The 18,693-nt window shown below is 68.4% G+C and carries 19 protein-coding genes; 10 read left to right on the forward strand and 9 right to left on the reverse strand.

The features are described 5' to 3' along the window. The first annotated feature begins 17 nt into the window (after positions 1–17). Both OG905_RS07620 and OG905_RS07625 read left to right on the forward strand, forming a co-directional pair. Positions 18–506 (forward strand): hypothetical protein, encoded by a 489-nt coding sequence (locus tag OG905_RS07620; protein ID WP_328666916.1) that lies wholly within the window; start codon positions 18–20, stop codon positions 504–506. Next, positions 503–955: a hypothetical protein gene (locus OG905_RS07625; protein ID WP_328666917.1), complete on the forward strand. Its 453-nt coding sequence runs from the start codon at positions 503–505 to the stop codon at positions 953–955. Before OG905_RS07620 ends, OG905_RS07625 begins: the two co-directional genes overlap by 4 nt. 139 nt (positions 956–1,094) lie before the next feature. Here the strand turns inward: OG905_RS07625 and OG905_RS07630 are convergent, their stop codons facing one another. Continuing rightward, positions 1,095–1,400 carry a 4a-hydroxytetrahydrobiopterin dehydratase gene (locus tag OG905_RS07630; RefSeq protein WP_328666918.1) on the reverse strand — a complete coding sequence of 102 codons (306 nt, stop codon included), beginning with the start codon at positions 1,398–1,400 and terminating at the stop codon, positions 1,095–1,097. 122 nt (positions 1,401–1,522) lie between these two features. Here OG905_RS07630 and OG905_RS07635 point away from each other — a divergent pair, with 122 nt between their 5' ends. Then, positions 1,523–2,029 (forward strand): FBP domain-containing protein, encoded by a 507-nt coding sequence (locus OG905_RS07635; protein WP_328666919.1) that lies wholly within the window; start codon positions 1,523–1,525, stop codon positions 2,027–2,029. A gap of 238 nt (positions 2,030–2,267) precedes the next feature. Continuing rightward, entirely contained in the window at positions 2,268–2,816 is a 549-nt protein-coding gene (locus tag OG905_RS07640; RefSeq protein ID WP_328666920.1) for a DUF1062 domain-containing protein, read from the forward strand. Positions 2,817–3,103: 287 nt separating this feature from the next. Here the strand turns inward: OG905_RS07640 and OG905_RS07645 are convergent, their stop codons facing one another. Beyond that, positions 3,104–4,645: an ATP-dependent DNA ligase gene (locus OG905_RS07645; protein ID WP_328666921.1), complete on the reverse strand. Its 1,542-nt coding sequence runs from the start codon at positions 4,643–4,645 to the stop codon at positions 3,104–3,106. Positions 4,646–5,047: 402 nt separating this feature from the next. Between OG905_RS07645 and OG905_RS07650 the strand changes: the two genes are divergently transcribed. After that, positions 5,048–6,034 carry a helix-turn-helix domain-containing protein gene (locus OG905_RS07650; RefSeq protein WP_443043904.1) on the forward strand — a complete coding sequence of 329 codons (987 nt, stop codon included), beginning with the start codon at positions 5,048–5,050 and terminating at the stop codon, positions 6,032–6,034. 167 nt (positions 6,035–6,201) lie between these two features. On the opposite strand, the gene OG905_RS07655 is transcribed toward OG905_RS07650, so the two are convergent. Then, positions 6,202–6,630, reverse strand: a complete 429-nt coding sequence (locus tag OG905_RS07655; protein WP_328666922.1) for a hypothetical protein — start codon at positions 6,628–6,630, stop codon at positions 6,202–6,204. A gap of 381 nt (positions 6,631–7,011) precedes the next feature. On the opposite strand from OG905_RS07655, the gene OG905_RS07660 reads away from it, so the two are divergent. Further along, positions 7,012–8,073: a phosphatidylinositol-specific phospholipase C domain-containing protein gene (locus OG905_RS07660; protein ID WP_328666923.1), complete on the forward strand. Its 1,062-nt coding sequence runs from the start codon at positions 7,012–7,014 to the stop codon at positions 8,071–8,073. Positions 8,074–8,132: 59 nt separating this feature from the next. Here the strand turns inward: OG905_RS07660 and OG905_RS07665 are convergent, their stop codons facing one another. Further along, a complete protein-coding gene (locus OG905_RS07665; protein ID WP_328666924.1) occupies positions 8,133–8,870 on the reverse strand; it encodes an RNA polymerase sigma factor in 738 nt (245 codons plus the stop codon). Positions 8,871–9,028: 158 nt separating this feature from the next. Here OG905_RS07665 and OG905_RS07670 point away from each other — a divergent pair, with 158 nt between their 5' ends. Continuing rightward, positions 9,029–9,838 carry a helix-turn-helix domain-containing protein gene (locus OG905_RS07670; protein ID WP_328666925.1) on the forward strand — a complete coding sequence of 270 codons (810 nt, stop codon included), beginning with the start codon at positions 9,029–9,031 and terminating at the stop codon, positions 9,836–9,838. Here the strand turns inward: OG905_RS07670 and OG905_RS07675 are convergent. From OG905_RS07675 to OG905_RS07690, 4 genes are all read right to left on the reverse strand, one after another. Continuing rightward, complete coding sequence (locus OG905_RS07675; protein ID WP_328666926.1) at positions 9,828–10,247, reverse strand: hypothetical protein; 420 nt, start codon at positions 10,245–10,247, stop codon at positions 9,828–9,830. The two genes, OG905_RS07670 and OG905_RS07675, sit on opposite strands and share 11 nt — an antisense overlap. A gap of 166 nt (positions 10,248–10,413) precedes the next feature. Next, a complete protein-coding gene (locus OG905_RS07680) occupies positions 10,414–12,723 on the reverse strand; it encodes an ABC transporter permease (RefSeq protein WP_328666927.1) in 2,310 nt (769 codons plus the stop codon). A gap of 3 nt (positions 12,724–12,726) precedes the next feature. Beyond that, positions 12,727–13,512: an ABC transporter ATP-binding protein gene (locus tag OG905_RS07685; RefSeq protein WP_328666928.1), complete on the reverse strand. Its 786-nt coding sequence runs from the start codon at positions 13,510–13,512 to the stop codon at positions 12,727–12,729. After that, a complete protein-coding gene (locus OG905_RS07690) occupies positions 13,509–14,012 on the reverse strand; it encodes a PadR family transcriptional regulator (RefSeq protein WP_328666929.1) in 504 nt (167 codons plus the stop codon). Before OG905_RS07690 ends, OG905_RS07685 begins: the two co-directional genes overlap by 4 nt. A 158-nt stretch (positions 14,013–14,170) precedes the next feature. On the opposite strand from OG905_RS07690, the gene OG905_RS07695 reads away from it, so the two are divergent. Next, the gene (locus OG905_RS07695; protein WP_328666930.1) at positions 14,171–15,433 is read left to right on the forward strand and encodes an ABC transporter substrate-binding protein; all 1,263 of its coding nucleotides are present in this window, start codon (positions 14,171–14,173) and stop codon (positions 15,431–15,433) included. A 382-nt stretch (positions 15,434–15,815) separates the two neighbouring features. Continuing rightward, the gene (locus OG905_RS07700; protein ID WP_328682099.1) at positions 15,816–16,208 is read left to right on the forward strand and encodes an ATP-binding protein; all 393 of its coding nucleotides are present in this window, start codon (positions 15,816–15,818) and stop codon (positions 16,206–16,208) included. 39 nt (positions 16,209–16,247) lie between these two features. Here the strand turns inward: OG905_RS07700 and OG905_RS07705 are convergent, their stop codons facing one another. Continuing rightward, the gene (locus OG905_RS07705) at positions 16,248–16,613 is read right to left on the reverse strand and encodes a hypothetical protein (RefSeq protein WP_328666931.1); all 366 of its coding nucleotides are present in this window, start codon (positions 16,611–16,613) and stop codon (positions 16,248–16,250) included. Positions 16,614–17,189: 576 nt separating this feature from the next. On the opposite strand from OG905_RS07705, the gene OG905_RS07710 reads away from it, so the two are divergent. Next, the gene (locus tag OG905_RS07710; RefSeq protein WP_328666932.1) at positions 17,190–18,662 is read left to right on the forward strand and encodes an extracellular catalytic domain type 1 short-chain-length polyhydroxyalkanoate depolymerase; all 1,473 of its coding nucleotides are present in this window, start codon (positions 17,190–17,192) and stop codon (positions 18,660–18,662) included. The last annotated feature ends 31 nt before the right edge of the window (positions 18,663–18,693 follow it).

An 18,693-nucleotide genomic window follows, 5' to 3' on the forward strand; every position in this document is an offset into this window, starting at 1 on the left:
GGGCTTAGCGTCCTGCCATGACCTTCACCGAGAAGCTGCTGCGGGCACTGCCCCCGATCGAGGTCGGCGGCCGCCGCATCAAGCGGTACCACGTCACGGGAGACCCGGGCGGAATCGAGCCCGCGGTCGAGAAGGCCGCGTACGCGATGCTCCCCGAACTCCTGCCGGAGCCGGACGGCACACCGCCGGCCACGTTCGTCGTCCTCCACAGGGGAGGGGACGACGGCGCGTACGTCAACGCGTACAGCTGGGTGTGGGACAACGTCCTGCACTTCGGCGGCGCGGCCGCCGGACAGCCGGTGCTGGACTGCCCGGACCGCGACCCGTCCCATTTCGTCCGGCTCGACAGAGCCGATCGGCCATGGATCGGCTGTGTCTGGGAACTGCCGCCGATCCAGCACGAACGCAACGCGTGGGTACGGCACATGCTCGCGCCGGACCGTCCTGATCTCGACGCCTATCTCGCCGACTCACTGCCCGACGGCACGACAGGAGACCGCTCATGAGCACGACCGACTTCGACTTCTACCAGGGCGAGTGGACCGTGGCCAATCGCCGCCTCAAGGACTTCCTCGAAGAGAGGAGCGGGTGGGAGGAGTTCACCGCGGTGAGTCGCGCGTCGCGCCACTGGGCGAACTTCGACGAGATCGAATTCCCGACGATGGGCTTCAAGGGTCTGACGCTGCGGCTGTACGACACCGAGCGCGAGGAGTGGTCGCTGTACTGGTCGAACGACCGCCGGGGCGTGCTGGACCCGCCCGTGGTGGGCAGGTTCGGGCCGGAGGGGCGCGGAGTGTTCTACGGTGACGACACCTACCAGGGCAAGGACGTACGGGTCCGCTTCCTCTGGTCGGACATCACCGCGACGACGGCGACATGGGAGCAGGCGTTCTCGGTCGACGGCGAGGAGACGTGGCTGACGAACTGGGTGATGGAATCGGTCCGCCGCGGCTAGGGCCTGTCGTTTGGATCAGGCCGGACCAGTGAGCGGGGTCTCGTGCGTGCGAGCGTGCGTGCCAGGGCACGCGAGCCCGGCAAGATCCAAACGACAGGCCCTAGGTCGGGGGCCGGGCGGGTCACCCGGCCCCCGCCCGTCAGCTCGCGCCGTGGCCCGCGGCGATCTCTTCCACGCGCTGGGCCAGCTCGAAGTCCTTTTCGGTGACCGCGCCGCCCGCGTCATGGCTGTTCACTGACAGGGCGATGGTGTTGTAGCCGAGCGTCAGATCAGAGTGGTGGTTCAGCGCCTCCTGGATCTGGGCGATGTGCACGACCATCGCGGTCGCCGCGAAATGAGTGGAGAGGCGGTAGGCGCGGGCGATGCGGTCGCCCTTCTGGGACCAGCCGGGGAGCTCCCGCAGGCGGTCCTCGATCTCCTTCTGCGACAGCGGCTCTGTGGGCATGACCAGGATCCCTTCGGAAAACGGCTCAGGAAGTGGCACAGGAAACGGCTCGGGAAACGGCGGCGACTTCGGCCACCATAAATGGGATGCCCGCCCGAACGCGCTCTGTGTACCTTCCACCGGTGGATGCACTGACCGAAAAGCAGATACGCGGATCCTTCGTCAACTGCACGAAGGGTGAGGCCACGCGTATGAAGCTACCCGCCGATTTCGCCGAACTCCCCTGGGACGACCTCGACTTCCTCGGCTGGACCGATCCGGGCGCTCCCCTGCGGGCGCATATCGTCCTACCTCGCGAGGACGGGCCGGTCGGCATCACCCTCCGGGTGCCTTCCACCGGACGGACCAGCGCCGTGAAGTCCAGCATGTGCCAGGTCTGCCTCACCGGGCACGCCTCGTCCGGGGTGACCCTCTTCGCCGCGCCCCTGGCCGGCGCGGCGGGCCGGGACGGCAACACCGTGGGCACGTATCTCTGCGCGGACCTCGCCTGCTCGCTCTACATCCGCGGGCGGAAGCTGCCGAAGCTGCGCGGCGGCCTGCACGAGGAGACTCTCACCCTGGACGAACGGATCACTCGCACGGTCGACAACCTGACGGCCTTCGCCGACAAGGTGATGGGCCTGCGCTGAGCTGCCGTTTGGGGCTTCGTCCATGATCCGCCGGACAGAACCTGGCGGTGAGGTGCTTCGAAAACCAGTGGAGCAGCGCCGCTGTGCGCCATTACCGTGCTGCCGAACCAAGTCGTCTAGTCCAGGACGTGCCGTTGTACACCCTGTGAGACCTCCCGAGCGCTGAATCGTCGCGCGTCGCGCCTGTGCGCCGCGCTCCTTTTTGCTGCGGACTTCTCACTGAAACCGGTGTACTTCTGTGCTCGAAAACTGGGTGGTCGTGCCCACCTGCCTGCCGCTCGTTCTCCGCCGTTGCCACGCGTGCGCGTCCGAGCACTTCCGGGCAAGCGGTAAATTTCGCGTCAACGCAAACCACAAGCTCATCGACGCCTGGCTCCTCGCGCTCTGTACCGCTTGCGGGGAAACGGCAAAGCTCACGGTCCTGGAGCGGATGAATGTGCGCTCCGTACGACCCGAGCTGCTGGACCGGCTGCATGACAACGACCCTGGCCTGACAGCTGAGCTGCTCCAGGATCCGGTCGTGCGGCGCCGTAATCGCATCGCCCTCGACTGGGACAACGCCTGGCGCCTCGACACCGGCGGATCGGATTACCTGGACCGCGAGGTGATCGACGTCTCGGTCCGCTTTGCGGCGCGGATCCCTGTCCGGCCGGTGCGACTGATCGCTGAAGGTTGCGGTCTTTCGCGGGCCGAGGTCGAGAGACTGATCACGGAGGGGAAACTCGTTTCGGCAGTCCGGCTGAGCGGCAAGCTCTCCGCCGGGTTCACCTTCACGCTCAAACGCTGAGCCCTCCTCGGGACCAGGGGCCCGTCCGGCAAGATCCGCCGGACGGGCCCTAGTGGTCGCGGCCAACTTCCCTTCAGGCAGTTGACGAACGTCAAGGCCAACTGCCCTGAATCCCTGCCTCTCTTTGCCAAGAGGCTGCGTCTGAACGGACTCGTCGGGTTCGGCGGTCCGGAGGACTGATCAGGCAGCTTCGGGCATCACGTAGCCGGGGGCGGCGTCACGGCGTTCGGCAGAACGGGTCTTGCGGCGGGTGAGCCGTCGAAAAGGGGCACTGCGCCGACCCGGGTTCAGGCGCGCGAATCCAGGACCTGTTCGATGGTGTCGGCCTGCTCGGCGGGCTTGTCGGGCCGGTGACGCAGTACGCGCGCGAAGCGCAGCGCGACGCCGGCCGGGTAGCGCGGGGAACGCTGGACTCCGTCGTACGCGACCTCGACGACGAGCTCGGGACGGACGGTGACGGTGAACCCGTCGTCCCCGGTTGCCAGTTCGCGCAGCCGCTCCGTCTGCCAGCGCAGCATCTCGTCGGTGAGGCCCTTGAAGGTCTTGCCGAGCATGACGTACGAACCGTCGGCGGCCCGTGCGCCGAGGTGGAGATTGGACAGGAGTCCGGTGCGCCTGCCATGGCCCCGTTCGACGGCCAGGACGACGAGGTCGAGGGTGTGGACCGGCTTGACCTTGAGCCAGGAGCGGCCACGGCGGCCCGCCGTGTAGGGCGCGTCGAGAGCCTTGACCAGCACGCCCTCGTGGCCGCGGCGCAGAGTCTCGGCGAAGAACTCCTCGGCGGCGGCGACCTGCCCCGCGTCCGCCGGGTCCTCGACGACCGTACGACGTACACGCATCGGCTCCTGTACGAGGCGGGCGAGGACGGTGTGCCGTTCGGCCCCTGTGAGGTCGAGGGTCGGCTCCCCGTCGGCGGCGAGCACGTCGAAGAAGACGGGCGACAGCGGGAGGGTGGCCCTGGCTGCGTCCACGTCGACGCGGGAGCCGACGCGGGAGGCGATGTCCTGGAAGGGGACGGGGCGTCCGCTGCTCGCGTCCAGAGCGATGACCTCGCCGTCCAGGATGAACTGATCATCCGTCATGGACCGTGCTGCGGCGGTGACTTCGGGGAGCCGCTCAGTGATGTCGTCGAGGGATCTGGTGTACACACGGATGTCCTCACCGGCGCGATGCACCTGGACGCGGATGCCGTCGAGCTTCTCTTCGACGACGCAGGCCGTCTCCAGCGCCTCGACGGCTTCGGTGACGGACTTCGCCGTGTGGGCGAGCATCGGGAGGACGGGGGTACCGACGCGCAGCCGGAACCGCGCCAGGGCGGTCGGCCCGTCGGCGAGCAGGGCGCGGGCGACGCGGGGCAGCGACCCGTCGAGCATGACGGCCCTGCGCACATCGGCGGCGGGCGCAGCGGCGGCCTTCGCGACGGCTTCCAGCGCGACCGCGTCGAGCGCGCCCTGGCGGACCTCGCCGATGAGCAGCCGCATCAGAAACTCCTGCTCCCCGGCCGTGGCGGCGGCCATCAGATCACGCACGAGGCGCTTGCGCTCGGCCTGGGACCCGGGCCCCGCGACGCTCGCGAGCCGGGTCAGGGCCGCGTCCGCGTCCGCGACGGTGAGGCTGGGGGCCTCGGCGGGAGGTGCGGGTTCCTTGAGCACGCTCCAGCCGATGCCGATACGGCCCTGCGGGAGGCGCCCGGCGAGGTACGAGATGACGAGCCCGACGTCATCGGGCTCGGCCTCGGCGAACAGCCCCGCGAGCGCGGCGATCTTCCGCGAGCGGGCGGAGGTGGCGGCGACGTCGCGCGACACATCGGCGACCCGTACGAGAAGCATGCGGCCATGGTCCCTCGCGGCGAGGACGAGCGCACGCGGTGCGGGCCCGCGGCGCGGCTCTGGGCGGTGCGGGTGCCCGGTGCCGCGTGGTGCGGGGTCCGGCGGTTCGCCCGAGAAGCCACCCACCGGGCAGCAACCACCAACGCCCCCTGGCTCAGCTTCACCACGGACGCTGGAAACGCGGGGACGACCCTGCACGCCCCCTCGCCACCGGACGGGCCGCGGTGCGCGGGTTCCGCCAACCCTGGAAACGCGCCAAACCAGCACGTGGCCGGGCAGAGGTCCGGCTGATCAGCGCGCCCTGTCTTTCGGGCGCGTTGTGCGCTGCGCGCATCCGTTCATCAAACGCTTATCGACGCCCTGTGTGATCCTCTGAGACTCACAATCCAGGGGGAAGAACGCGTGCTGAACGAGATGGTTTTCCGGAGTGAGGATGTGCCGGCGGCGGACCGGTTGGCCTACTGGGCTGAGCGTGTGGGGCAAACCCATGCTCCTGTGCGCATGAGCAGCGACCACGCCCACGACTTCCACGCCACCCAGCGTGTGTTGGACCTCGGTGCCGTGTCCGTGTGGCCGGCCACGTTCCAACAGCTGGTCATCCGGCGCACGCCGAAACTGATCCGTCAGTCCGACCCGGAGCTGTACCACCTCTCACTTGTCGTGGGCGGGACGGGGATTGGCAACTGGGACGGCCACGAGGCCGTCTACCGGCCGTCCGACCTGCATATCAACGATTCGTCCGTGCCGTGGGAGATCCGCACCGGCAGGGCCCCGGTCACGGCTGTGGGGCTCGAGGTCCCCAAGTCGCTGTTGCCACTGCCGCGCGGCATGGCCGGCCGCACGGTCCCACGGCGGGTACCGGCCCGGGCGGGGATCGGCGCGCTGCTGGCGCAGTTCCTCACCCAACTGATCGCGGACACCACCCCCTACCAGCCGTCCGACGGGGCCCGGCTGGGAACGGTCCTGACCGATCTGGTCGCCGCGCTCTTCGCCCACGCCCTCGAAGCCGAGAGCATCCTCCCGACGGACACCCACCGGCGAACCCTCATCCTGCGCATCAAGAACTTCATCCAGGAGCACCTGCACGACCCGCAGCTCACCCCGGCCGTCATCGCTACCGCGCACCACATCTCCACCAGCTATCTGCACCGCCTCTTCGAGAATGAAGAGGCCACAGTCGCTGCCTGGATCCGCCTGCGGCGCCTGGAGGCCGCCCGCCGCGACCTCACCGATCCGGCACTGCACTCCACTCCCATCCACGCCATCGCCGCCCGCTGGGGTTTCCCCCGCGCAGCGGACTTCAGCCGCGCGTTCCGCACTGCGTACAGCCTTCCGCCGAAGGACTACCGGCACCACGCGATCAATGGCCCGAAGTCTGCTCACAGCTGAGCGAGGGCCGCCCGTCGGTGACGGACGGCCCCACAAAAGCATGGTCGCCGACGATCAACAGTGGGACCACCGACCTCGGTGGCGCGGTCGTTTTCCACGGTCGCCGCAGAGGCCTGGTTGGTGATGGCGAAGACGCCGCAGGCTCCTTGCTTGTTGCTCTCTCCGGGTCAGGAGCTGATGTCGTATGCCTTGGAGCACGCTGCCTGAGTGCCGTTACTGACGCACAGCTTCATGGAGAGCGTCTTGTCCTCGGGCAGATCACCGCCCTTGCACGTGCGGGAGGGTGCGGGCTTCCCGCTGCTGCTGACGATCCGGTTGGCGCTGATCCCTGCCTGCGCGTAGTAGCCGTCGCTGCGGTCGTCGGTGACGCACAGGTAGTCGCCCGGCCCCCCGGAGGCGGGGGGATCCTGGACCCACTCGGCGGTGGCGGCGTACTGACCGTTGATGTAGGCGGTGATCTGACGGCCGTTGCCGTAGTAGAACGAATCAAAGGTGATGCCGGCGGCGTTCGCGGGAGTGGCCCCTCCGATCAGGAACGTTCCGGCGAGCATCGACCCGGCAGCGGCCAGGGAACCCATACGGGCAGCCAAACGCATGTGTAACGACTCCTTCCAGGCGGCTCGAGCCCTTGCCCGAACCGTGCAGAGCCAATGATCTCGAGAGGGAGGCGGGGAGTCGTTAGCACGGGGTCCACGGCCCACTTGGCAATGCGTCAACTTCCCTGGCGGGGGCCTCCGGTCGTCGCGGGGGGACCCGTACCCCTTCGGACAGATGCTGACCCAACTTCAGGGCGCCCTCGCGGCGCGCCCGGGCCTACCCGGGAGTGGTGAAGCGGGCCCGCCACAGGTCGCGGAGCAGTTAACACGCATCCGCCGCATCCGTAACGGCCGGTCCCCGTCTCCCCACGGTTCACTCAACTCCCCTACCCTTCCGTCGACTTGATCGCATCGACCCAATCGACGTAAAGGCAGGGGACCATGGGGAACCTCAAGCGCGCCGCCCTGACGACCACCGTCGCGGCCGGGCTGTTCGCCGGCGCGCTCGCGCCGGCAGAGGCGGCAACGCCCGGTTCGGTGGATCCGGGGCAGTTGCCCTACTCCTCCGCCACCTGGGTGGGCGTCCACAACGCCTACGAGAAGGCCAAGTACCCGTACTTCGCCGACGCCCTCGACTCCGGCGCCGGGATGCTCGAACTCGACGTCTGGACCAATGTGTTCGGCCGGTCGTGGCGGGTCTCGCACAGCAACCCGCTTGGCAACAACAACAATTGCGAGAACGCCTCCAGCCCCGCCCAGCTGCGCACCAAGGCCAGAAACCAGGACCTCGGCGGTTGCCTCTCGGACATGAGGGCGTGGCACGACGCCCACCCCGGGCACCGGCCCATCCTCATCAAGGTCGAGATGAAGGACGGCTTCCAGAACAACTACGGCCGCGGCCCCGCCGCGCTCGACGCGCTGCTCTCCGCCAGGCTCGGCGACGCACTGTTCCGTCCGGCCGATCTGGCGGGGGGCCTCCCGGAGCTCGACACGGCGGTCAGGACGAACGGCTGGCCCGCCCGCTCGGCCCTCGCGGGCAAGTTCGTGGTCGAGCTCATCCCCGGCACGGTGGAGGAGGGCAACCCGGCGGACTCACTGTGGACCGACCGCGAGTACGCGATGCATCTGCGTGATCTGGCCGCCGCGGGGCGCCTCCGGGACGCGGCCGCGTTCCCGGCCGTGCATGGCGCCGCCGCAGGTGATCCCCGCACCCGGTACGCCGACGCGGGCATCCGCCCCTGGTTCGTCCTCTTCGACGGCGACGCCGGTACGTACGCGGGCGGGACCGTCGACACCTCGTGGTACGACCGGAACCACTACCTCGTCGTCATGACGGACGCACACAACGTGGCGCCCGCGATCGACGGCACGAACCCGACCGAGGCGCAGGCGCGGGACCGCGTCAACCTGCTGGCGGGCCGTTACGCGAGCGCGGTCTCGGCCGACTGGTACCCGCTGCCGTCGGTGCTCGCGACGGTGGTGCCGAGGGGCAGCGGACAGTAACGGAACGTTACGTCCGTCACAGGCCTGACCCCGGGTAACAGGGAACGGGCCGGGACGGTTTATCGTTCACCTATACGTGGAGACGCGATGCGTCCCCACCCTGTGCCGCCCCGGCCGGAAACCCCCGTTCCGGCCGGGGCTTCTCTCTCGAGCACCAGCAGCGCGGGGCCGACCAGCGCGGGCAGCCGGTCATTCACACAGGTCAGCAGGGCCAGCCGGGCGCGACAGTCCCCGCAGTCCTCCAGGTGGAGGCACAGCTCCCCGGCCTGTCGCGGTGACTCCGGGGCCTCCCCCACATGGGCGGGAATCCGCTTCCAGTGCCTCTCGCACGCGGGGTCGTCCGGTATCCCGGGATGCGCGCGCAGAAACGCGTGCCGCAAACCCTCCTGCGCCCGGTGCAGCAGCACCGCCGTCGCTCCATGCCCGGCGCCCACACGGTGTCCGACCACGTCGAGGGGGTGATCCTCGGCCTCGGCCAGCCAGAGCGCCTTGACCCAGCGCTCGGGCAGCTGCCGCAGGACGCGCGACAGGAGTCCGACGTACGCGATCCGGCGGCCCGGGTTTCCGTCCGCGTCGGCGAGGTTACGCACAGTGGTCGCCAGATACGCGGGCACGTCGTCGACCGAGTGTCCCGAGGACAACCGCCGCCAGACCCGGAAATGCGCCTCGGCGACGAGATCGTCGGCCAGCCAGGGATTACTGGTGAGGGAGCGGGCATACGCGACGAGCCGCGGCTGCTGCTCTGCGCACAGCCGCACGTAGGCGTCCGAGCCCAAGGCCGAGGGACCCTCGGACATAAGGAGACTCCTGTCCCATTTGTGATGAATACGAAGCTGCCGAGCCTAACCAGCAAACCCCCAGGCTTCGCAAATTTTGTGATGCAGGTCACATTCACCCCGCCCGCCGTCCGCATGGACTTCGCACGCCGTCGACGTGCCGTATTACGGTTTCGGGTATGACAACTGTCGCGTCCGACACCGGAGTAGGTCCGCTGCTGCGCGGCTGGCGCGACCGGCGCCGGATCAGCCAGCTGCAGCTGGCCCTGCGGGCCGACTCCTCCGCCCGGCACATCAGCTTCATCGAGACGGGCCGCTCCCGCCCGAGCGAGGAGATGATCCTGCGCCTCGCGGAGCACCTCGACGTTCCCGTACGGGAGCGCAACGCCCTGCTGCTGGCCGCCGGTTACGCGCCTCGATTCACCGAGACGCCGCTCGACGATCCGTCGATGGGCGCCCTGCGTGAGGGGATGGAGCGGCTGCTCACGGGCTACGAACCGTATCCCGCGACCGTCGTCGACGGCTCGTACACCGTCGTAGCCGCGAACCGGGGTATCGCGATGCTGCTGGAGGGGCTTCCGGAGCATCTGCTCACGCCACCTCTCAACGCCATGCGGATCACACTCCACCCCGATGGCCTCGCTCCGCGGATCCGCAATCTGCGGGAGTGGCGCGGTCATCTGCTGGCCCAGATGGAGCGGCAGATCGCACTGGCCCGCTCCGAGCCGCTGCGCGCGCTGTACGACGAGGTCGCCGCCTATCCCCTTCCCGGGAACGGCGCCGACGCCGAGGACCGGGAGGAACCCGTGCCCCCTCCGTATTTCGCGCTTCCGCTGCGGATCGAGCACGAAGGGCGGGTGCTGTCGTTCGTCTCGTCCATCTCCACCTTCAACACCCCGATGGACGTGACCGTCGCCGAGCTGGCCATCGAGACCCTCCTCCCGGCGGATCCGGCGACGGTCAAGTACCTGCAGTCGCTCACTCCGTAGCGGCCGCGCGCAGCGCCGACCATTGCAGAGCCGCGAACCCGGCGACGGTCACGGCCTGCAGCGGAATCCAGACGGCTCCGGCGGTCGTGGGGTCGAACCAGAGCGCGAGCCCGGCGACGCTGATGACGGCCCACAGCAGGTTGGCGTCGATGACGAACTTCACGGGCAGCTGCGGGGGCCGGCGGCGGGAGGCGAGGTAGCCGACTCCGGCCCCGAACAGGACGAGGAACACGCCCAGTTCGAGGAGCAGGTCCGAGTCGACTCCGAGCAGCCGCCCGAGGGGGCCGGATGCCGCAGCGTATGCCAGTCCGTTCACTGTGGTGACGACGGCGTCGAGAGCGAGGAACCGGCGCAGCATCGTCTGCGGCTCGGTGGTGCGGGAGATACCGGCGAGCAGGGTGGCGGACATGGCGGATCAGCCTCCATCGAGGTCGTACGGGCTGGTCGGGGACCCGGAACTCGAACGGAGTGCGCCGCCCGAGTTCCGGTACCGCAAGGGTGGCGGGTTCGGCGGGGGCCGTCGATTACGCGGGAGGTAATCGCGCACTCCCCTCAGTAACGGGCGTGCCGTGAGCTCACATGACATCGCTGAGCGTGTCCGCCAGCCTGCGTCGGGAGGCCCGCGCGGCCGGCAGGGTTGAGACGGCGATCGCCCCAGCGACGGCCGCTCCGCCGAGCAGGAGCAGCACTTCCGGGGAAGGAGGCTGGGCAATGCCCGCGCCGAGCCCGCTCGATCGCCCCTGCAGGTCGATCAGCCACGTCGATACGTACACACCCAGGATGGTTCCCGTCAGGGCTGCTGCCGCAGCGATGAACCCCGTGCTGGTGACAATCACCGCGGTGATCTGACGGGGGGTCAGCCCGATGGCTTTGAGGGCGAGAAGGTCGCGGCCGTGTTCGCGAAGTCCCGCGGCGATGACCGTGAACAGTTCGGCCAGACCGATGAAGGCGAGCACTCCGACGAGTCCGATGATGACCCCGCGGGCGGCGGAGAGCTGGTCGGCGGGATTGGTGTTCTTCCGCACCTCGAGACCGCCGTGGGACGACTCGGCCAGTGCACTGCTCACCGCATCGGGGTCAGCCGCATGCGTCAGGACCAGGTTGTAGAACTCGGGCCGCAGCGAGGCGTCCCCCTCCCGAAGCGTGTCGACGGTTGTGGAGATCACGCGGCCGCCGTCCTGTGGCTCGATACTGCGGCCTACGATATGGAGGACTTGCGGGCTGCCTCCGACGGTCATGCGGACCCAGTCACCGACCTCCGCTCCCAGGAGGTCAAGAAGTCCCTGGCCCGCCACTGCTTCGTCCGAGTTCTGGATCGTGCGGCCTTCAGCAATGGTGAAGGGGTAGGGGTGTCCTACGGTGCCCAGGCCGCGAAGCGTGATCGTCCTTGTCTGGCCAGGGACCAGCGCCGCAACCTCGACGCCCGGGTGGGCCGCGGACACGCCCGGTTGATCGGACAGCAGCCTGCGTGCCGTCGCGTCGTCGATGCCCTCCGGCTTCGCGCGAAGTTCTGCGGCAAGTCCCACGTCCTCGGGTCGGCTCTCGAAGCGGTCGAGGGTCGACCAGGCTCCCAGAGCGATCGTGATCATCAGCAGTGGGAGCGCGAGCCGCCCCACGGCCGCTGCGGCGCGCGCCGGGCGGTGGAATGCCCCGCGCCAGCCGAGCACGAGTGCGGGGGGCGTTCTCAGCCGCAGAGCGAATCTGGCAGTTCTGGACAGCCGGCGGCCGCTCTTGATGGCTCCTCGGGCGATGGGAACAGGTGAGACGCGACCAGCACGCCAGGCAGCAAGGCCGGTAGCTGTCGCAATGACGAGAACCGCCCCGAGTGATGTGGCAAGGACTCTCCAGGCATGCTCGGGCAGGTCACGCCACAGCACCATCGCGTCCCCGATGCGGCCGGGAATCCGTGGGCCCAGCGTCTCCGTGACGGTCGCCCCGACGGCAACGCCGATCAGCGCGAAGGCGGCATGCTCGACCAGGAACGCGCGGACGACCTGACCGGGGGTGAAGCCGATGGCTTTCAGGACGGAGATGTCCCGGAGATGTCCCCGAACTCGGGTGCTGATGGCTCCGGTTACCGCGAGGGCGGCAGCCAGCAAGGCCCCCAGGCCGAAGGAGCCGAGCAGTAGTCCCAGGAGGCGGTTGTCGCCCTCCGCTTCGTCCCGCGCCTCCTCCCAGGTGGAGACTTTGGCAACCTGGTCGGCACCGATCAATGTCACCGCCTGCTGCACGGCGAAATCGGTGTCCTGGGGATCGGCCAGCCGAAGTCCGACGGTCTGACCGACACGGCGGCTGTCGGGTTCGACCCGGTGAAGCTGTGAGGGCAGCAGCCAGGCGACGCCGGGCATCACACCACGGACGAAGCGCGGTTCTGCGGTGTCCGCGAGCCCCACGACCTGAAGAGTCGTAACTCTGCCGTCGCTGCCGCGGACCCGCAGAGTGTCGCCGGGCTTGACCCAGAGCGCATCGGCGGCCGATCGCTCGAGCACGATGCCATTGGGGACGTCGTCCTCCAGCCAGTGTCCGGAGTCAACCAGTGGGCGAGCCGCTTTGGGGGGTTCGGTTTGGGCACCGCGCAGCTCCAGCGACACTTTCGCGCCGCGGATTTCGGCGGTGGCGGGGGCAGTTGGGAAGGGCCCGGAGAAGGCTGCGACGCCGTCGATGTCGGTCAGCTTCTCGGTGAGCGCGTCTGCCCTGGTGTGGATCCATACGTGCGCGCCGGAGGACTCGGTGAAGACGCGCTGCCATGGGTTGGCCGCATATTGCAGGAGCGCGCCCGCCAGCAGTAGGGAGGCGATGATGCCTGCGGTGGCCAGGATGATGAACAGTGCCTCGCCGCGGTTGGCCCGAAGGTCGGCGCGCGCCCACCGCACGGTGGCCCGCATCAGTCAACCCTTGATTCTCAAGATGTCGGCGACACTGCTCGGCACATGCTCAGGACCGCCGAGGACCGCGTCGTCGACGACTTGGCCGTCGAAGAAACTGATCACTCGGTCCGCCGTGCTGGCAGCCCTCGCGTCGTGGGTGACCAGCAGGATGGTTTGGCCGCGCTGATGGAAGCGGGTGAGCAACCGCAGGACATCGCGGCCTCCCTTGCTGTCCAGGCTGCCGGTCGGCTCGTCGGCGAGGAGCAGGCGTGGGTGGTTGACCAGGGCACGAGCCAGCGCCACCCGCTGCTGCTCGCCTCCGGACAGCTCGCCGGGCATGCTGCGCTGCTTGCTTTCCAGGCTCAGCTCAGCGAGCAGCTCCTCGCAGCTCGCCCTTGCCTGCCGTGGACTCTTGCCGGCCAGAAGAGCCGGGAGCTCGATGTTGTCGGTCACGGTCATGTTGGAGACAAGGTTGAAGAACTGGAAGACGATTCCGATGCTGCGTCGGCGCAGCACTGCCCAGCGAGCCTCGCTCAGCGAGTCGACCTGTCGGCCGTCCAGCCAGATTTTCCCGCTGTCCGGGCGGTCCAGACCACCCAGCAAATGCAGCAGTGTGGACTTACCCGCGCCAGAGGGCCCTGTGACGGCAACGAATTCGCCCGGCTCCACCTGCAGATCGACGCCACGCACCGCCCTTGCCTCGGCGCCTTCCGCCCTGTACGTCTTGACCAGGCCCTGCGCCTTCACCATCGGCTGGGGATCAGCAGCAGACTGGGGATCAGCAGCTGAGGAGACATCGCGGCTCATTCCAGCTCCTCCTGACAGCGTTCCAGCCAGTCGAGGTCAGCCTGTAGGTGCAGCATCGCACCCTCGATCAGCAATTGCGAGATTCGCTTGTCATGGTCTTCCGAGGCCGCGAGCCTGGACAGATCACGCATGGCATTCAAGCAATGGCGACGCTGCTTGTTGATCAATCCGATCCGGTCGGCCGCTCCCGTCTCGTGGGCGAGCGCGAGCTTCATGAAGAAATCGTCCCGGATCTTGGGCTCTGCCGGCTCCTCAAACCAGTCAGCCACCGCTTCCCGCCCGGCTTCGGTGAGCCGGTAGATGCGCTTGTTCGGCCGACTGGATTGAGTGACGTCCTCCCCCTGGATCAGACCCGCATTCTCCAGGCGACTGAGAGTGACATAAATCTGCCCGATGTTGGGCTGAGAGTAAGCTGCACCCATGAGCTTCTCAAGAGCTTGCTTCAGCTCATATCCATGAGCCGGCCCCTTGAACAAGAGCACCAGCAGGGCGAGACGCACTCTGTGTATTCCCCTCGCCGCGGATCAGGGAAGCGATTGTGACTTCCTCCGGCTTCGTTTCCCTTTTCGACCGGGTGTCCGCTATCCGTCATGGCTAACAGGTATGCATAGAGCATACGCCGGGAGAGCGACCGACGCGGCGCGCGAAGGAGGCATCCATGCGGTGGGCGCGGGCCGCCAGTGGAGGGCTCATGGTCGGAGCCCTGCTCCTCGCAGGCTGCACCGGGGACGGCGGCGGACAACGGCCCGCTGACACCGGCCCGATGACGTTCGTGACCGGCGGTGACCTGACAGATTATCTGCGCAACGTGCTGAGCGAGTGGAACCGCTCGCACCCAGCCGAAAAGGTGAAGGTCATCGAGCTGCCGGAAGCTGCGGACGAGGTACGCGCACAAATGGCAACCGGCTTGGCTTCGGGCAGTGGCCGCTTCGACGTGCTCAACATCGACGTGACGTGGACCTCGGAATTCGCCGCCGCCGGCTGGATCACCCCGCTCGACGCCGACCGGTTCCCGCTCGACGACTTCCTGCCTCCGGTCGTGGACACCGCCACCTTCCGGGGGGAGCTCTACGCCGTCCCCTATGTCACCAACGCGGGACTGCTCTACTACCGCAAGGATCTACTCCAGCGAGAGGGCAGGCAGCCGCCACGTACCTGGCGCGAACTCGAGAGTATGGCGAAGTCGATCGCGCCCAAGTACGGCCTCGACGGCTATGCCGGCCAATACCTTCCCTATGAGGGGCTCACGGTCAACATCGCCGAGGTCATGCAGTCTGCCGGGGGCCAGATCCTCAGCGACGAGGGAGCACGGGTCACCGTCGATTCCCCGGCCGCCCGCGAGGGCCTTGATTTCCTCGCCCGTGGCGTTCGCGACGGCTGGATTCCCCGGGATGCCCTGACGTTCAAGGAAGAAGAATCCCGGCGTGCCTTCCAGAACGGCGACCTTCTCTTTCTGCGCAACTGGCCGTATGTGTACGACCTGGCCAACGAGAAGGGCTCCAAGACAGCCGGGAAGGTCGGCGCCGTCCCGCTGCCCGGACCGAACGGCCAGGGTTCGAGCATCCTCGGAGGCTCCAACCTCGCCATCAACGCCAACTCGCAGCACCAGAAGTCGGCAACCGAGCTGATCGCCTACCTCACCAGCGAGCGCGTCCAACGCCAGGTGCTCACCCAGGGGTCACTGCCACCCGTACGCGCGGCCCTGTACTCCGACCCCGCCCTGGTACGCAGGTTCCCCTACCTGCCGACGCTCAAGCAGAGCGTCCTGACAGCCAAGCCGCGCCCCAAGAGTCCGCACTACGAGCAGGTGAGTCTGGCTGTCCAGGCAGTCGCTCACGACGCCCTCGCAGGCCGGCAGACCTCGGATGAAGCGGTCACCCGCCTGGCACACGAGCTGCGGGCCATCGTGCGCAGGGGCTGAGCTCCCCTGAGCGCGCCAGCCGGCACGCGCCTTCCTGCCGACTGCGCGGACGGTCGCGATGCCCGACATTGCCGGACATAACATCTTGATCCTTCACCGGCAGCCATTGACACGCCCCCCACACACCTACTTAACATGTATGCATAACTCCAGGTTCCGGCTAAGAGGTGCCCCCTCCACCGCCGACACCGCACGGCCGCAGCCTCGCTCTTCTCTGCGGGACATCAGGCCGATCGCGATCCATCGCACTCCAGTCCGACACAATTCAGGACGGTCACTGGAAATGTATACAACCCAGGTTCAAAGTGGCCGCGCAGATGGTGTGGCGGCACAGGAGTCGCTGGTGCGGACCCTGAGCGCCGCCCCCCGGTTCCGCTATGAAATGACCTTCCAGACCCACGCTCATTCAGTCCCCGCCACCCGTCGCGCGGCCAAAGCCATGCTCGTAGGGGGCACTCCGGGCATGAGGGATGACTGCCTCGACCGTGCGCTGCTGATCATCACCGAACTGGTGGCCAACACCGTCAAGCACGCCGCCCGGCTGTCCCCCCGTGCCGACCTGACTCTCGTGACCGACGAGCACTGTCTGACGATCGCCGTCCACGACCGCGACCCCCGCCTCCCCCGCGTGCTGCCCTCCTCGCACCCGGATGACATCGGAGGACGGGGCCTTCGGCTGGTCCACGACCTCGCTGCCGAGGTCGACGGCACCCTGGAAGTCCGCTGCGACCCTGATCGACGGGGCAAGGCCGTACAAGTCTCCTTGCCCCTCTGACCTACCCGGCGTTCTCCCTCCCGAGGGAGACTTCCGGCCTCAGGAAACCCGCTTGATCGTCCACGTGTTGGGGTCATGGCTGGGCACAGCTGAGTACTGGCAGGCGCCGCTGTAGAAGCGGTTCACCTGCACCCAGCCCGCCGGGGGCAGTGTGGAGGAGCAGGCGTTCACGGTGGAGCCGATGGGCATGCCGGAGACCTGCTGGATCTTCTTGATATTGGGGTTGAACGTGGTGCCGCACGCCCAGCTGTTCCACCACTGCACATCGACCCAGCCGGACGGCGTCAAGGAGCTCGAGCACATGGTCGCGGTGTCGCCGGGGGCGGCCGAGGCCGATAGCCCGGGGAGCGCGACGCATGCGGCAGCGGTCAGCAGGGCCAGCGAGGCCGAACGGAGACGGACCATGGTGGTACCTCCAGATTCATGGATCTCTATGCGCGAACTCCACAATCAATACCGTTCCTCCACATATGAAAAGTAGTCAGTTATCGGACTGAGCTCATCGTGACCGAAAAATGGGTGCCGCCCGCGATCGCCGGCTCCGCCTCCTCCCGCGCCGGGTGTGTCGCCTCATCGAGACGGTGATCACCGCCTAGGTCCTGTCCGGTCGATCAGGCCGGATCAGTGAGCGGGGTCTGGTGCGTGCAGCTGCAGGCCGGAGGATGGGGGTCCCCCCGCCGAAGGCAGGGGGAGAGCCGACGCGGAGCGTCGGCGACTGACGCAACGCAGCATGGGGGCACCTCCCGTGCCCGAAGGGCTACGGGGGTGGGGGCCCCTCCCCCGCCGAAGGCTGTGGGGGAGCGTGCCAGGGCACGCGAACCCGGCAAGATCCGAACGACAGGGCCTAGCACCCCACCCCCGCACCCGCAACAGTCCCCGCACCGCCGTCCGCCCCCCGCGCTATAGGCCCCGTCACCATTCCTCCCGCACCGGCACCGTTCCTACTGTGACCGCACCTCGGTACGCCTGCGGGAGGCCCTGATGCCGTTGCGTGAACGCCTGTCCAAGCCGGCCGGCCGTCTGGCCGTCGTCCTCGTCCTGCTCGCGGCCGCCCTGTGGCTGGCGCCGGCGCCCGCCGCCCAGGCGGCCGTGCCTCTGGAGAGAGTGAGCAGCTTCGGCGCCAATCCCGGCGCCCTGAACATGTACGTCTACCGGCCCGCGGGTCTCCCCGCGCACCCGGCCGTCGTGGTCGCGCTGCACGGGTGCACGCAGAGCGCCCAGGTCTACGCCGACAATTCCGGTCTCACGACCTTCGCCGACCGGCACGGCTTCCTGCTGGTCTTCGCTGAGACGACCTCCGCGAACAACGTGAGCAGCTGCTTCAACTGGTTCCAGACGACCGACAACCGGCGCGGACAGGGCGAGGCCGCCTCCATCAGCCAGATGGTCGCGCATGCGGAAAGTGCCTACGGCGCCGACGCGGCGCGTACGTATGTCACCGGTCTGTCGGCCGGGGGCGGCATGGCCGCGGTGATGCTCGCCGCCTATCCGGACGTCTTCGAGGCGGGCGCGGTGATCGCGGGGCTGCCGTACGACTGCACCAAGGACACGGGCGCCCTCACCTGTATGGACCCGGGTGTGGACCGTACGCCCGCGGTGTGGGCGCAGCGGGTCCGGGACGCCTATCCCTCGTACTCAGGGCCCTGGCCGCGGGTGGCGATCTGGCACGGCGACAACGACCCGAAGGTCGTCCCGAGGAACGCCGATGAGCTGAGGGACCAGTGGACAGCGGTGCACGGCGTGGACCAGAACCCGGACCGTACGTCCACGATCGGGCCGAATCAGACACGCCGGGAGCAGTACCTGGCGGCGGACGGCAGCGGGACGGTCGCCGTCGAGGTCGACCGGGTGCCCGCGATCGGGCACGGGACACCGGTGGATCCGGGCAGCGGGCCGCAGCAGTGCGGGCAGACCGGTACCGCGAACTTCATCGACTCGATCTGCTCCGGCTACTGGATCACCGAGTTCTTCGGCCTGGCCGGCTCCACGCCCGCTCCGGGTCCCGGCAGTCTCCCGGCACCTTCCGGGCTCACGGCCACAGGTGTCACAGACACTTCAATCTCCTTGACATGGACGGCAGTTGAGGGAGCGTCGAGTTACGCGGTGTACCGGGACGGGACGCGTGTCGCGACCCCGGCGGCCGCGTCCTTCGCCGACACGGGTCTGAGCCCGGGCACTGCTCATGGCTACAGCGTGGCCGCCCGCGACGCCGCCGGAACTGCAGGCGCGCGCTCCGGGCTGGTCAGTGCCACCACCACCGGCGGGGCGACCGCCGCCTGCTGGACCACCGACAACTACCACCAGGTGCAGGCGGCGCGGGCCACCACCGACGGCAGCCATGCCTACGCCAAGGGCTCCCGGCAGGACATGGGCCTCTACAACACCTTCGTCACCCACACGCTCAAGGAATCCCCGATCGGCCACTACGTCGTCGCCGACGGCAACTGCCCCTGACCCCACGGTCCGTACGCCCCAGGAGGTCTCT

Origin of the sequence: Streptomyces sp. NBC_00322 (assembly GCF_036147535.1) — a bacterium.
Classification (GTDB): domain Bacteria; phylum Actinomycetota; class Actinomycetes; order Streptomycetales; family Streptomycetaceae; genus Streptomyces.